9 protein-coding genes are annotated in these 13,527 nt (G+C 49.1%); all 9 read right to left on the bottom strand.

Annotated features, from left to right (window positions below; genetic code table 11):
* Position 1: 1 nt before the first annotated feature.
* Positions 2 to 367: a DUF5615 family PIN-like protein gene (locus ACTJJJ_RS14425; RefSeq protein ID WP_440702151.1), complete on the bottom strand. Its 366-nt coding sequence runs from the start codon at positions 365 to 367 to the stop codon at positions 2 to 4.
* Positions 364 to 591 carry a DUF433 domain-containing protein gene (locus ACTJJJ_RS14420; protein WP_188934011.1) on the bottom strand — a complete coding sequence of 76 codons (228 nt, stop codon included), beginning with the start codon at positions 589 to 591 and terminating at the stop codon, positions 364 to 366. The genes ACTJJJ_RS14425 and ACTJJJ_RS14420 overlap by 4 nt, the downstream gene beginning before the upstream one ends.
* Positions 592 to 654: 63 nt before the next feature.
* Positions 655 to 3,036, bottom strand: a complete 2,382-nt coding sequence (locus ACTJJJ_RS14415; protein ID WP_440702150.1) for an ABC transporter permease — start codon at positions 3,034 to 3,036, stop codon at positions 655 to 657.
* 115 nt (positions 3,037 to 3,151) lie between these two features.
* Positions 3,152 to 5,533, bottom strand: coding sequence for an ABC transporter permease (locus ACTJJJ_RS14410; protein ID WP_440702149.1), 2,382 nt, complete (start codon positions 5,531 to 5,533; stop codon positions 3,152 to 3,154).
* Between the two features lie 4 nt (positions 5,534 to 5,537).
* Positions 5,538 to 7,898 carry an ABC transporter permease gene (locus ACTJJJ_RS14405; RefSeq protein WP_440702148.1) on the bottom strand — a complete coding sequence of 787 codons (2,361 nt, stop codon included), beginning with the start codon at positions 7,896 to 7,898 and terminating at the stop codon, positions 5,538 to 5,540.
* Between the two features lie 190 nt (positions 7,899 to 8,088).
* On the bottom strand, positions 8,089 to 10,521 hold the full coding sequence (locus ACTJJJ_RS14400) for an ABC transporter permease (RefSeq protein WP_440702147.1): 2,433 nt from the start codon (positions 10,519 to 10,521) through the stop codon (positions 8,089 to 8,091).
* Between the two features lie 11 nt (positions 10,522 to 10,532).
* Positions 10,533 to 11,147 (bottom strand): hypothetical protein, encoded by a 615-nt coding sequence (locus ACTJJJ_RS14395; protein WP_440702146.1) that lies wholly within the window; start codon positions 11,145 to 11,147, stop codon positions 10,533 to 10,535.
* Positions 11,148 to 11,268: 121 nt separating this feature from the next.
* Positions 11,269 to 11,946: an ABC transporter ATP-binding protein gene (locus ACTJJJ_RS14390; protein WP_090373885.1), complete on the bottom strand. Its 678-nt coding sequence runs from the start codon at positions 11,944 to 11,946 to the stop codon at positions 11,269 to 11,271.
* A 130-nt stretch (positions 11,947 to 12,076) separates the two neighbouring features.
* Positions 12,077 to 13,324 carry an efflux RND transporter periplasmic adaptor subunit gene (locus tag ACTJJJ_RS14385; RefSeq protein WP_188935214.1) on the bottom strand — a complete coding sequence of 416 codons (1,248 nt, stop codon included), beginning with the start codon at positions 13,322 to 13,324 and terminating at the stop codon, positions 12,077 to 12,079.
* Positions 13,325 to 13,527 lie beyond the last annotated feature (203 nt).

The following is a 13,527-nucleotide window of genomic DNA, read 5'->3' as shown; positions in this document are numbered from 1 at the left end:
ATTAATTCAGTGGCAACAGCCTGATTTTCGATTTTTGATCAAATAGTGTTATCAAACATCCTAACCTTAAAAAGCTTTCGTAATCGTGGAAGCATTTCAGTACTGTCGGCCCGATGGCCTCAGGTAACAGGTTATGACTACGAATTTGAAAAACACTGGGTGCTTTGGCATTCGTTGCAGCGAGAATTGTACCAAAATCAAGATCGTGCGTGAATACTACAAAGCCATTCTGTTTAGCGTACTCGAAAATTACTTTGTCTGGATCGGAGGCTTTGCCAATTTCAGACCAGTGCTTTGACATCATTGCATTTTCAGCGAAGTACTTCACCCAAACTGGCGACAGGTTCATGTCGATCAGTATCTTCATGCAGCCTGGAAAGGAATTTCGATTTCATCTGCACGCCAGGCAGCATAAGCCAGCGCTTCACTTATATCTTCCGCCTCGAGGTATGGATAAAATTCCAGCACTTCATCGAAACTTTTGCCAGAGGCGATGAGTCCTACAATCGTTCCGACTGTTACCCGCATTCCTCTGACACAAGGTTTCCCTCCCATGACATTAGGATCAAAAGTGATTCTATTCAGTTCCATAGGTCATTTTTTCTTAAAGTTAAGGAAATACCTCCAATCATGTACACAACTCAGCTACTCCCCCTATTCACTCCGTAGACTCTTCACCGGATCGGCCAATGCCGCCTTGATACCCTGAAACCCGACGGTCAAAATAGTAAGGAGCAATGCACCTATTGCAACGAGCACGAAAACGTACCAGGGCAAATTGACATGGTATTCAAAACTCGCCAAATACTTGATGACAAAGGTGTAAGCCAGCGGCAGCCCTACGAGCATTGCGATGACTAGCAGAACAATAAAATCGCGGGAAAGCAGCATGGCAATCCCCTGCACACTGGCGCCAAGCACCTTGCGGATACCGATTTCTTTTGTACGCTTGCTGGCAGCAAGCGATATGAGCCCGAAAATACCCGCCAGTGCGATTACTATGGCCAGCAGCGTTACGAAATTGACCATTTTCCAAATACCATCCAGGTCATTGTACTGCCGGCTAAGCTCTTCCTGCATGTAAAAAAACTGGAACGGCCGCCTGGATGGTATTTTCTTCATTGCCTTTTCGAGGCCTGCTAATACACCCTTCGCCTGCGAAATGTCGGTGAATTTCAATGTAAGGTAACTGTTCAGGCTTGGTGGGCCGTTGTACCAGTGCAGCAACGGTTCGATCCGCTCTTTCAGCGGTCCATAATGGAAGTCTTTCATGACGCCCACAACCGTATAAACCTCCGCATTATTACCCTGCCGGAGTCTTTTCCCAATGGCCGTCGTCCACCCGAAAGCCTTGCGGGCCGCCTCGTTGATCACCACGGGATGTTGTTCACCGTTTCTGTCGAGTTCCTCGGAAAAATCCCTCCCTTCCACCATCCGGATATCGTAGGTGGCGGTGTAGTTCGTGCTCGTACCGACATGGCGTAGGCGGATGTTTTTGGAGTCTTCCCCCTCGGGTGTATACACGTTATAGTTACTCCAGTAGCGCGTCGGAACAATGCCCGAGATAGCGATACTTTCGATTTTAGAATTTTGCTTTAAACCATCAAGAACAGGCACAAACTGCTGAACAGCCGCATTCTCGTCTTTATATTGAAGGTCCGACGACACTACTACGATACGCTCCCCTTTGAAACCGGTATCAGCTTGCCGCATGAAATTGATCTGCCAGCGCACCGCTATCGCACCGATTACGAGGACAATGGCAATTACCAGCTGAACCACAATCAAGGTCCCCTGTGTCCAGTTTCCGGATCCGGGTTTGCCCGCCAGCTTTCCTTTCAAGGTGTCCCGCAAGTCAAGCTTGTTCAAATATGTCGCCGGAATGGTACCGGCGATAAATGCGATGACACCGATGATCGCCATCAAAGTAAGGAACGTAGCGGAATCCTGCTGCCAGTTCACCACGAGCTGCATCCTCCCCTGCCTGAATTCGTTGAATTGAGGTACCAGATACAATATCCCAAACACGACGGCAATCAGCAGCGACCCCGCCAATACCAGCGCCGATTCGGTCCAGAACTGCGCCAGTACCTGCCCGAGCGTCGAGCCGGTCACTTTCCTTACGGCCACTTCTTTCACGCGTGTGAACGACATTGCGGTGTTCAGATTAACCATATTAATGCTGATAATCAATACAATAAATACCGCAATGGTTATCGCACCATAAATCATCCAGCGGAAGGTGGGGTTTTCGTAATGGATAAACTCTTCCAGCGGCGCAATGCGGATCTGTCTCTTCTGCCCTTCCGCGTGGAAGTGCGTTTTTACAAAAGCCGGAAACTTCGCTTCGAGCTTGCCTACATCGGCGCCTTTCCGCAATTTGAGATAAACGGCAGCGAAGGTATTGTACCAGTCGGCACCGGAAGCAAAGTCCTTATTGTCTTCGAGATTGGATATGGGAAGCAGCACTTCGAACTGGATCGACGAATTCGCCGGGACCGGTTCGAGCACGCCGGTGACCGTGAAAGTCATAGAATCCTCCACGGTCACGGTCTCGCCAACAGGATTAATATCCCCGAAAAGCGCTTCCGCAGCCTGGTCGCTTAGGACGATCGATTGCTTCCGCTTCAATGCAGCAGCAGCATTCCCATATTTCAGCTTAAAGGAAAAAATATCGAAAAAAGTACTGTCCACATACTTCGTCCGTCTTTGCAGGTCTTTGCCATTGTGGTTCAGCCACACATCATTCCAGCCCTGTACATGCGTACCGGTTTCGATCTCCGGAAAGGTTTTAACCATTTGGTCCAGAATCGGATACACTGTCTGGTTATAGCGCGAGGTAGCATCGGCTGTTTGCACAAAATAGATCCGGTCGTTGTCTTGATGGAACGTATCGAACGTAATACCTCTCTGTATAAAAAGGATCAGAACACCCGCACTGGCCAATCCCAGCGAAAGCCCCAGTACATTGATCGCCGTAAACAGCCGGTTTTTCCACAGCGTACGGAAAGCGATTTTGAAGTAGTTTTTTAGCATGGTGAAAAGAGAGGAAAGGGAGGAAGGGGAGGAAAGGGAGAAAGGAGGAAGGGGAGGGAGATTAGTGGAGAATCAATATCCCCTTCCTCCTTCCTCTCCTTCCTCCTTTCCTCCCTTATTCCGTTCTAAGAGATTGAACAGGATTCAGCATTGCTGCCCGGATGCTCTGGTAACTTACTGTAAGCACCGCGATGGCGATTGCTAAGAATGCCGCCACGGCGAAGTATGACCATGACATCGGGATACGATAGGGAAAATCCTGTAACCACATGTTCGCGCCGTAATAGGAAATCGGTAGTGCGATGATGATGGAAATGAGAACGAGTTTGACAAAATCCATCGAAAGCAGCGTGGTAATGCTGGCAACCGACGCGCCCATCACTTTGCGGATACCGATCTCCTTGACGCGCATCTCGGCATTGAATGTCGCCAGGCCAAACAGGCCAATGCAGGAAACAAAAATCGACAATACCGCGGCAAGCGTAATCATCTGCTTCCATTTCGCCTCGGATTCGTACCGTTTCAGGTTTGCCTCGTCTTCGAATTTGTATTCGAAAGGCAGGTTTTTGATATGATTTCTAAAAATCTTCTCGATGGCTTTGATCGTCGCCGGAGTGTCCTTGCTGTCAAGTTTCGCGAAAATGGTACTAATGCGATAGTTCGGGTCCTGGGTCAGTACCAACGGGGCGATGGTATCTTTTAAAGAGGCATAGTGATAGTCGCGGATTACACCGATGATCTTCATTTTTTTGTTTTTCCACTCAAAATTCACCTCCTGCCCGATCGGGTTTTTCAGTCCGGCACGTTTCACGAATGCCTCGTTGACGACAATCGCTTCCTCGGGATCGGTAGAATAGCTTTTGGAGAAATTCCGGCCTTTCAGCACCGGGATTTGCAGTGTGTTCAGGAATTCGTCGCTCACGCCAATGTAGCCAAAGCCGATCTCATGCCCGTCTATCTTCGCGCCGGTGCCGTTGTAATTGCCATTGAATGCCGCCACCGATGCAATTCCGGCAGTATTCTTCAACTCGTTCTGGACGACTTCCATCACCTCCTTACCAGGCCCGCCGCGGCCCAGACTGAAACTCATCAGGTTTTGGTCGTTATAACCCAGGTCTTTATTCGTCAGATATTCAAATTGAGCGTAAATCACAATGGTACCAATAACCAGGCAAACCGACAATGCAAACTGGAATATGACAAGCCCTTTCGTCAGGTAATTCTTCTGGGTCAGTTTCGTGCGGTTGTACAGCGTCTGTACAGGACTAAAACCCGAAAGTACCAGCGCCGGATACACACCGGCAACGAGGCCCGTCAGGAAAAACAATGCTACATAACCCGACACAAGCCCGGTATCGAGCAAATACGAAAGTGCAAGTTGCTTGTTGGCAAGCTCGTTGAAAAACGGCAATGCCATTTGCGTAAAGACCACGGCCAGCGCAAATGCAAGAAAGGAAAGCAAAAATGATTCGCCCAAAAACTGGTAAATGAGCTGTTTCCGCAACCCACCCACCACTTTCCGCACACCAATTTCCTTCGCCCGGTTAAGCGAGCGCGCCACCGTGAGGTTTACGAAATTGATACAGGCGATCAGCAAAATGAAAATGGCGATACCCGACAGAATGTAGGAATAAATGGGGCTGCTGGCGTGGTCGAGACCGTTATGTTGTTCGCCACCGCCGCTTTGTAAATGCATATCCAGGAACGGCATCAGCCCAAACACAACAGCGTTACGGTCCTTTTCCTTACCGGGCTCGACCACCGTTTTGGTCCTCGAGACCTGATTCATCTTCCTTATTACCGCATGATAATCAGCCTTTTGATGTAACAAAAGAAAGGTATTCATATAAAAGCCCATCCACTCATTATCCGTCCAGCCTTTTGCTTCCTGATAGGCAAAAGGCAGCACTGCATCAAACTGAATAGACGAGTTTTGCGGGCAGCGTTTTGCTACCCCCGACACGACAAACGGCTCAAACTCATCCCCTATTTTCAGGTTCATCGTCTGCCGTACCGCATTCTTGGAGCCGAAGTATTTTTCAGCCATGTCCTCACTCAGCACAATGGAGTGAATATCCGAAAGAACCTTTTGGGGATCACCAGAAAGCAGCGGCATCGAGAAAACAGAGAAAAATGGCGCGTCGGCGAACAAAATATCCTCTTTCAGCAGCTCATTCCCTTTTTTAATAACAAAAGAATTACTCTGTGCCCGGATGACCTCCCTGATCTCCGGAATGTCCTGCTTGAAAGTCGGTCCGTGGATCGCATTCGTAAATCCGAATGTGCGGGTTTCACGCTCGTCCTTGCTGGTGACCATGACCCTGTACAATTGGTCCCTATTCTCCTGAAAACGGTCGAAACTCACTTCGTCCTTTGTGTAGAGAACGATGAGCATGCAGCAGGTAAGTCCGAGAGATAGCCCTGCAATGTTGATCACCGAGAAAACCTTGTTCCTCGTGAGATTTCGGATGGCGATTTTGAGATAGTTTTTGAACATAGGTTTATTCCGATTTCAACGATTTTACCGGGTTCATCAGCGCGGCCTTGATAGCCTGGAAGCTCACTGTAAACAGCGCGATCAGCAATGCGGCCACACCGGCGACGGCGAAATACCACCATTCCATTTCGATCCGGAAGGCATATTTTTCGAGCCACCCATTCAGGAAATACCACGCAACGGGGAATGCGATAATAGCGGCAATGCCCACCAGTTTCAGGAAATCCGCCGACAGCATTCCTACCAGATTGGAAATACTGGCACCCAGCACCTTGCGTACGCCGATCTCCTTCGTCCGCTGCTCGGCGGTAAATGCGGCCAGACCAAACAATCCTAGACAGGATATAAAAATGGCCAGGAATGCGAAGTAATTGGAGAGCTTCCCGACGACCGTTTCGGCCTTGTAGAGGTTGCCAAATTCTTCATCCGCAAAATGATATTTGAAAGGCACACCCGAGTTATACCTTCGAAAAACCTTTTCGAGACTTTCGATGGCCTGCTTGGTTTTCCCCGCCTCTGCACGGACCATACCTACGCCCCAGGCTTCTTTTTTAGGTTGAAGGCTAATAATCAACGGCTCTATCGCCACATGCAGCGAGCCGATGTGAAAGTCCTTCATCAAACCGACGATCTTCCCTTTTTTACCCCACATTGTCAGCTCCTTGCCAACCGGATCTTTATAGCCGATCTTCTTCGCGGCCGCTTCATTGACAAGATAATTGGACGTATCTGTTCCGAATGAAGGGCTAAAATCACGCCCGTCAAGCAATTTGATACCCATCGTTTCAATAAAATTGAAGCCAACCGGGTTAACGTTGAAAAGCAACTGTTTTGTCGTATCCTTTCCGGGCCAGTACACGCCCATCGTAGAGCTGCCGTACGCTAGCGGGCTCGCTTGTGAGCGCGCCACGGATTTAATGCCCGGCTCAGCTTCGAGCGCACTTTTGAATGCGTCGAAGTTGGTACTCATTGTGTTTTCAATGTCGGGAATGTAAAGCAGATTTTCCTGACTGAAACCGAGGTTTTTATGCTGGATAAAGTCGATCTGCCGGTAAATGACGATCATCGAAAGGATCAGCAGGATCGACAGCCCGAACTGGAAAACCACCAATCCCTGACGGAAATAAGTGGCATTCGGCTTGAACTTCAACGCCCCTTTCAAAATGGTGACGGGGTTGAGCGACGACATAAACAATGCGGGGTAGCTACCGGCAACCAGGCCGGTGATCAAAGTCAGCACCAGGAGCAGGGCCAGGAATGCCGGGTCGAGGAAATCAAGGGAAAGCTGCTTATCGGTCAGCGAGTTGAAACCCGGCAACAATGCGAGCACAATCGCAATGGATACCACCAGTGCAAGCAGCGTGATGAGGATCGACTCCCCCATAAACTGCGCGATCAGGCTCGTTTTATAAGCCCCGACTACCTTACGCAAGCCTACCTCTTTCGCGCGTTTCACCGAGCGGGCAGTGGCCAGGTTCATGAAGTTAATGCAGGCAATTATCAAAATGAATATCGCCACGATCGTAAACATCCGCACGTATTCGATGCGGCCGCCATTCTGCTTACCCGCCTCCCAATTTGAGTACAGGTATGATTCCCCATAATTAATCAGGAAAAGGTCGACGTTGCTGTCTTTGTTTTTGGTTTTAATATAATCCTTGATCTTCGCATTGACCTTGTCGATATCGGCATTTTTAGCCAGCAACACCGCGCAGCGCGGACCGTTGTTACCCCATTCTCTCGCCCATTCGGCATTTTTTAGCCAACGGTCGTAGCTCATCATGAAATCGAATTTCATAGACGAATACCGTGAGATTTCTTCCAGTACGCCGGTAACCACCACATCGTCCTTATTATCGACGCGCATGGCTTTCCCCATCGGGTCCTGGCCTTTGAAGTATTTGTCGGCCAATTTCTGAGAAATCACAATGCCGTCGGGGCGTTTCAGGGCAGTTTTGACATCGCCTTGTTTGAGTTTAAACGAAAACATCGTCAGGAAATCGCCCTGCACATAGCGGCCCTTTTCATTGTCGAACACATTCCCCGCCCGCAAAACCGGCGATTGTTCCCAAAGCACCTGGCTGGCCTTTTCTATTTCCGGAATGTCCTTCACGATATTCTGTGCCAAAATCCCTGGCGTAGCAGCGTAGGTGTTGATCTCCCCCGAGTAATGCTGGTTCTCCATGACCGAGTAAAGCCTGGCGTCGTTCTCATGGAAACGGTCCATTTTAATCTCGTCCTGCACCCACAGCATAATCAGCAAACTGCAAGCCATCCCCAGCGCCAGTCCAAGGATATTAATTGAACTGAACATCTTGTTTTTCAACAAATTCCGCCAGGCTATTTTCAGATAGTTTTTAAGCATACCGTTTGTTCATTGGTGATGGAATAAATGGTTCGGACAATATGGTACTTCGCATATTTGACTACTACACAATTCAGAAATCATGGAACTGATCCGAGAGATAATTGTCCCGACGGGCGATTGATATTTGCTGACACTGCCGAAAGAAAGAGTAGGAAAGCAGATCGAGGTTGCCTGGAATTACGATGAGCTACTCCGATTTCAACGACTTCACCGGGTTCATCAGCGCGGCTTTTACGCTTTGAAAACTTACCGTGAGCAAAGCGATGACGATCGCCAGCAATCCCGCAGCGGCGAACATCCACCAGGCCAGATCAACGTGGTAGGCGAAATCACGAAGCCAGTGGTTCATGCCAAACCATGCGATCGGACTGCCGATGACGATAGCAATGATAATCAGTTTGATAAATTCTTTGGATAGCAAGGCTACGATATTGGCAACGCTCGCCCCAAGGACTTTTCTCACACCTATTTCCTTCGTGCGACGCTCGGCGGTGAATGCCGACAAACCGAACAGGCCAAGGCAACCGATGATGATGGAGATGGTTGCAAAGGTGATAAATATCTGCCCTACGCGCTGTTCGCTGCGATAGACGTTATCAAAATCCTGGTCCATGAAGCGGTAATTGAATGGCTGCCCGGGCGCCATTTTCTTCCAGAGTGCTTCTACCTGCTCCACTGTGCGCTGAGCGTCATCGCCTTTCATACGGAATACCACCGAACCCGAGCTTTTATAAAGAATCAAACTTAATGCGCCGATATTCTTACGGAGCGATTCGAAGTGAAAGTTTTTAACCACCCCGATGATAGTATAGTCGACCCGCTTCGTTAATGCGGCGTCTTCGTAGCCGAAAATTTTCTTACCGATCGGATCGGCGTAGCCCAGCACTTTTGCAGCGGCCTCGTTAATGACAATGCCCGTGGAGTCGGACGGGAACGCCTGATCGAAAGCGCGTCCACTCGCCATTTGAAGCTCCATTGTTTTCACAAAATCATAGTCCACAGACCACTTCTGCATATTGAGGCCCTTGTCCTGCTGCATTTGTCCGACAGGGAAAAACGTGTGGTCCGTGCGGGAGGAAGGCGTCGGCAGGAAGCTGGTAACAGTAGCATTTTCAATATTAGGGAGTTGCAAGACCTGCTCTTTGAATGCTTTTACCTGATTGTCCAATGCATAAGCATCATTCACGATCAGCATTTGATCTTTATTGAATCCAAGCTTCTTGGTTTGAATGTAGTTGAGCTGGCGGTGAATGACGCCCGTACCGACAATGAGCATTACCGAAATCACGAATTGGAATACCACCAATGCATTGCGCAGAAAACCGCTTCCCTTACCTTCAAGCTCGATCGTGTTTTTCAGGACTTTCAGTGGCTGGAATGATGACAGGAAAAATGCAGGATAACTTCCCGCAAGTACGCCGACAATGCCGCCGGTAAACAGCATGACGGACCAGAACCATACATTCGTGATCGGAAATTGTATTTGCTTACTGGCCAGATTATTGAATAACGGCAAAGCAAGATAAGCGATCAGCATCGCGAGCGCGAGCGAAAAGAAGCTCAGCATCACCGACTCCGTCAGGAACTGGTTCACCAATGACGACCGCTCGGAACCTAGTGCTTTACGGACGCCTACTTCCTTCGCCCGGTTAGCCGAGCGCGCCGTGGCGAGGTTCATAAAGTTGACGCAGGCAATGGCAAGCAGGAAAATCGCAACCACCGCAAAAATGTAAACGTACTGGATATTACCGTTTGCGTTGATCTCCGCTGTCCGGTCGGAGTGTAAATGGATATCTGCAAGCGGCATTAATGTGTAAACCAGGTAATTGCCGGACTTCCGGACCTCATCCAACGTCGAACCCAAAAAGGTTTTGATCCATTTGGAAGTGTATTTCTGCAAGACAGTCTCAAAATTTTTCTCAAACTGCTTTGCATTAACTCCTTCGCGGAACAGGATATATGTGTTAAAATTATGGCTACCCCATGCGTTGCTCCTGCTTTCCTCGGTTGAGCTCATGGAAAGAAGCATATTCATATCCCGCATGTGCGATTGTGCGGGTATGTCCTGCATGACACCGGTAACCGTATACGTAACATTATTATCCACCGTCAGCGCCTTGCCCATCGGGTTGACATCACCGAAATATTTCCGGGCATCAGTTTCCGAGATCACGACGGTTTGCGGGTTGCGCAATGCTGTATTCGGATCGCCTTGCAGCAAGGGTACGGAGAAAACTTTGAAGAATGTCGAATCGACGAAGATAACGCGGTCTTCTTTTAAATTGTCGGTCGCATCCGTCCTCCGCACAAGCTGGCTGCCGTTTTCACGTAAACGAACAACTTGTTCAACCTGCGGATAGTCCTTTTTCAGCGTGAATGCCAAAGGATCGGGCGCTACTGCGAGCGACATATCAGCTCCTCCGAAACGGATATCTGCATTGACCCGGTAAATACGGTCGGCATGCGCGAATGAGCGGTCATAGCTGAGCTCGTCCAGCACATAAAGGGTAATGAGCAGGCAACTTGCCAGCCCAAGCGACAAACCGAATATGTTCAGAAACGTGTAAAACTTATGTTTACGCAGATTCCGCCAGGCAATTTTCAGATAGTTTTTAAGCATTATTCAAGCATTTACATTTCCATGCCGTTACCCGGCAAGCCCATTTCGCTTTCAAAGTTCTCGATAATCTTTAACCGTTCTTTTTCCGATTTCTCGGCGGCGTTCACGGTTTTTTCATAGATATACTCGTCGCCGTCTTTCATGAACTTGTACTTGATATACATCTCACCCGTTTCGGAGTTGTAGCGTACATGCTTCGAGAGCCCCTTGGTGTCTTTGGAGACGGGCTCTTTGATAAATCCTTTACCCGACGAAATCATCTCGGCATTCATTTCATTGGAGGAGAATGCCATCGGTTCCGGCGAAGGCGCGATAGGCGGTACCGGAGGCTTAGGCGAAACCACGGCGACCGATTCCCTGCCAATTCCTTTCGGAGCGGGTAAGTCGAGGTTACCCTCAGCAATTGACGACAGCACCCGCTCGCGCAATGCTTCACGATCTTCCTTGCTCATCCCGTCCACGTCGAAAGTCTTGTTGATATCCACTTCTTTTCCGTCCAGCGTACCGGACACTTTGATAGACAGCTTTTTGCCGTCGTCGTCGATGCTTCTGCTCAGGCAAGCCCTTTTCTGGGCAATGGCCAGCGTACTCACGCCGGCCAACAGGATGGTTAAGATTTTCTTCATGGTTAGATTTGGCATATTGTTAACACTAGCTTTGGCTCCGCATCGCATTCCAGAGGGCACGCGCCCCGCATCAAAGGTTCCTGCTATAAGGCGGCGCTAGTCGTCAATAGCCGGAGAATTTCTAAACATGTATTTTTTCGGTCACGATCTTGCCGTCGAAAAGGTTCACCACGCGATGTGCGAAACCAGCATCGTAGGGCGAGTGCGTTACCATGAGGATCGTCGTTCCTGCGCCATTCAGCTGGCTCAACAGGTTCATTACCTCTTCACCATTCTTGGAGTCGAGGTTACCTGTCGGCTCATCGGCCAGGATTGTCTTCGGAGTGGCAACTACGGCGCGGGCAATGGCGGTACGCTGCTGCTGACCACCCGATAGCTGTTGCGGGAAGTGGTTACGGCGGTGCATCATGTTCATGCGCGTAAGTGCTGCTTCTACCTTTTCCTTCCGCTCCGCGGGAGGGGTTTTCAGGTACAGCAATGGCAGCTCCACGTTTTCATAAACCGTCAGCTCGTCGATCAGGTTAAAACTCTGGAACACGAAGCCGATGTTACCCTTGCGGATTTGCGCACGCTGGCGTTCCGACATTTTTGCAACCTCCGTACCGTAAAACTCGTACGACCCTTCACTCGGGTTATCGAGCAATCCGAGGATGTTCAGCAAGGTCGATTTCCCGCAACCGGAAGGGCCCATGATGGCTACAAACTCGCCATCTTTAATTTCCATGTCGATGCCGTTGAGGGCTGTTGTTTCTACTTCCTCGGTAGAAAACACCTTGTGCATGTTGTTAATCTTGATCATTGTCTACTGGCTTTCGGCTTCGGCACTCGGCGCCCGGCGCCCGGCTGTCCGCTGGGTTTATGATAAATTCAGGTATTGACTTATATATTGACGGCCGACCGCCGACTACCGACGGCCGACCGCTGGTTTTCTAAAATTCCAACACTTCATTATCTCCAAAGTTCTCATAGGAGCTGGTAATGACCTTCTCACCGGGTTGCAACCCTTCGAGGACTTCGAAATATTCAGGATTTTTGCGGCCTAACGTGATCTTACGTTTCGCGGCGCGTTTGCCGCCGTCGCTTACCACATACACCCAGTTTCCGCCTGTTTCTGAGAAGAAACCACCCACCGGCAGCAATGTAGCCTGCGAAGGCTGGCCGAGTTGCAAGCGGATCGGAGCCGACTGGCCCCTTTTTACCAGTTCGGGAGCACCGTTATCAAACTTCATATCCACTTCAAATCGTCCGCTCAAAATCTCCGGATATATCTTGATGATCTTCAAACCGTAGTCTTTCGCGTTGAACTCCATGGAACCACTCAGGCCGACGAAGATCCGCGACAAATAGTGCTCATCCACGCTTACACGCATTTTGAAACCATTCAAATCGTCGATCTGGCCAATGTTTTGTCCCTGACTGATATTGGAACCGACTTCTATGTTCATGGATGACAACAGGCCTGATACCGGTGCTTTCACTACGAGGTTATCGAGGGTCTGGCGCCATAGGCTCACGTTTCTCTGCGTGCTGGCCAACGTTCCTTCCAATTGCGTTATCTGCATTTTGGCGTTTTCTTCCTGGTATTTCTGCGACTCGATCTCAATTTCGCGCTGTCTGACCAGCTTCTCGTAATCGCGTTTGGTTTTCAGGTAATCGGCTTCGGGAATGACTTTGTCTTTGTAAAGCTTCACATTACGGTCGTGTGCGTCTTTCGCCTGATCGAGCTGAAAATCGAGGTCGCTCAATGTCTTTTGGAGTGTAAAACGCGCTACCTTCAAATTCTGACGCGTATTTTGAAGATCGTTTACCAGTCGGCTGGCCTCAGTTTCCGATTGGAGGAAGCTCAGTTTCAGGTTTTGGTTTTCCAAACGAAGCAGCACATCGCCCTGCTTCACCATGTTACCACCTTCGATCAATTTCTCGGTCACATAACCACCCACGATCGCATCGAGCTGGATGGTTTTGAGTGGCTGAACCACCCCGGTTACGACGATAAATTCGTCGAATTTGCCTTTTTGAACCGTCGATATGGTCAGTTTATCCTGCTCCACGTTCAGTTTGCTTCTTTTATCAGCAAATACGAATTGGTAAATCAGGAAAGCTACCAACAAAACGCTCCCGCCGATGATGCTGATGCGCTTCGAATTCCAGAATTTCTTGGGTTTGACTCGGTCCATTGTTGATCCTCCGGAAAATCCGTTGTTGGTGCTTGTCGAGTTAGGTGTCTTAACTTCCATTATATGCTAGTGATTGAGTTCGCCTTTGTATTTGCCTTTTATAATCCAATCACTATGCCAAAGAAAACAATGCTATCTAATCATTTGAAAATCAACACAGTTTAAATTAAGAACAGCAACAATATTGTTCGTTATCGGACAAG

The sequence above is a fragment of the Dyadobacter sp. 22481 genome (assembly GCF_052044875.1).
GTDB lineage: Bacteria > Bacteroidota > Bacteroidia > Cytophagales > Spirosomataceae > Dyadobacter > Dyadobacter endophyticus.
This window is presented reverse-complemented; position numbering and strand designations above follow the sequence as displayed.

Bases quoted from the DNA above. Each gene is read 5' to 3' on its own strand.
- ACTJJJ_RS14425 (WP_440702151.1), bottom strand. From the start codon at position 367: ATGAAGATACTGATCGACATGAACCTGTCGCCAGTTTGGGTGAAGTAC.
- ACTJJJ_RS14420 (WP_188934011.1), bottom strand. From the start codon at position 591: ATGGAACTGAATAGAATCACTTTTGATCCTAATGTCATGGGAGGGAAA.
- ACTJJJ_RS14415 (WP_440702150.1), bottom strand. From the start codon at position 3,036: ATGCTAAAAAACTACTTCAAAATCGCTTTCCGTACGCTGTGGAAAAAC.
- ACTJJJ_RS14410 (WP_440702149.1), bottom strand. From the start codon at position 5,533: ATGTTCAAAAACTATCTCAAAATCGCCATCCGAAATCTCACGAGGAAC.
- ACTJJJ_RS14405 (WP_440702148.1), bottom strand. From the start codon at position 7,898: ATGCTTAAAAACTATCTGAAAATAGCCTGGCGGAATTTGTTGAAAAAC.
- ACTJJJ_RS14400 (WP_440702147.1), bottom strand. From the start codon at position 10,521: ATGCTTAAAAACTATCTGAAAATTGCCTGGCGGAATCTGCGTAAACAT.
- ACTJJJ_RS14395 (WP_440702146.1), bottom strand. From the start codon at position 11,147: ATGAAGAAAATCTTAACCATCCTGTTGGCCGGCGTGAGTACGCTGGCC.
- ACTJJJ_RS14390 (WP_090373885.1), bottom strand. From the start codon at position 11,946: ATGATCAAGATTAACAACATGCACAAGGTGTTTTCTACCGAGGAAGTA.
- ACTJJJ_RS14385 (WP_188935214.1), bottom strand. From the start codon at position 13,324: ATGGACCGAGTCAAACCCAAGAAATTCTGGAATTCGAAGCGCATCAGC.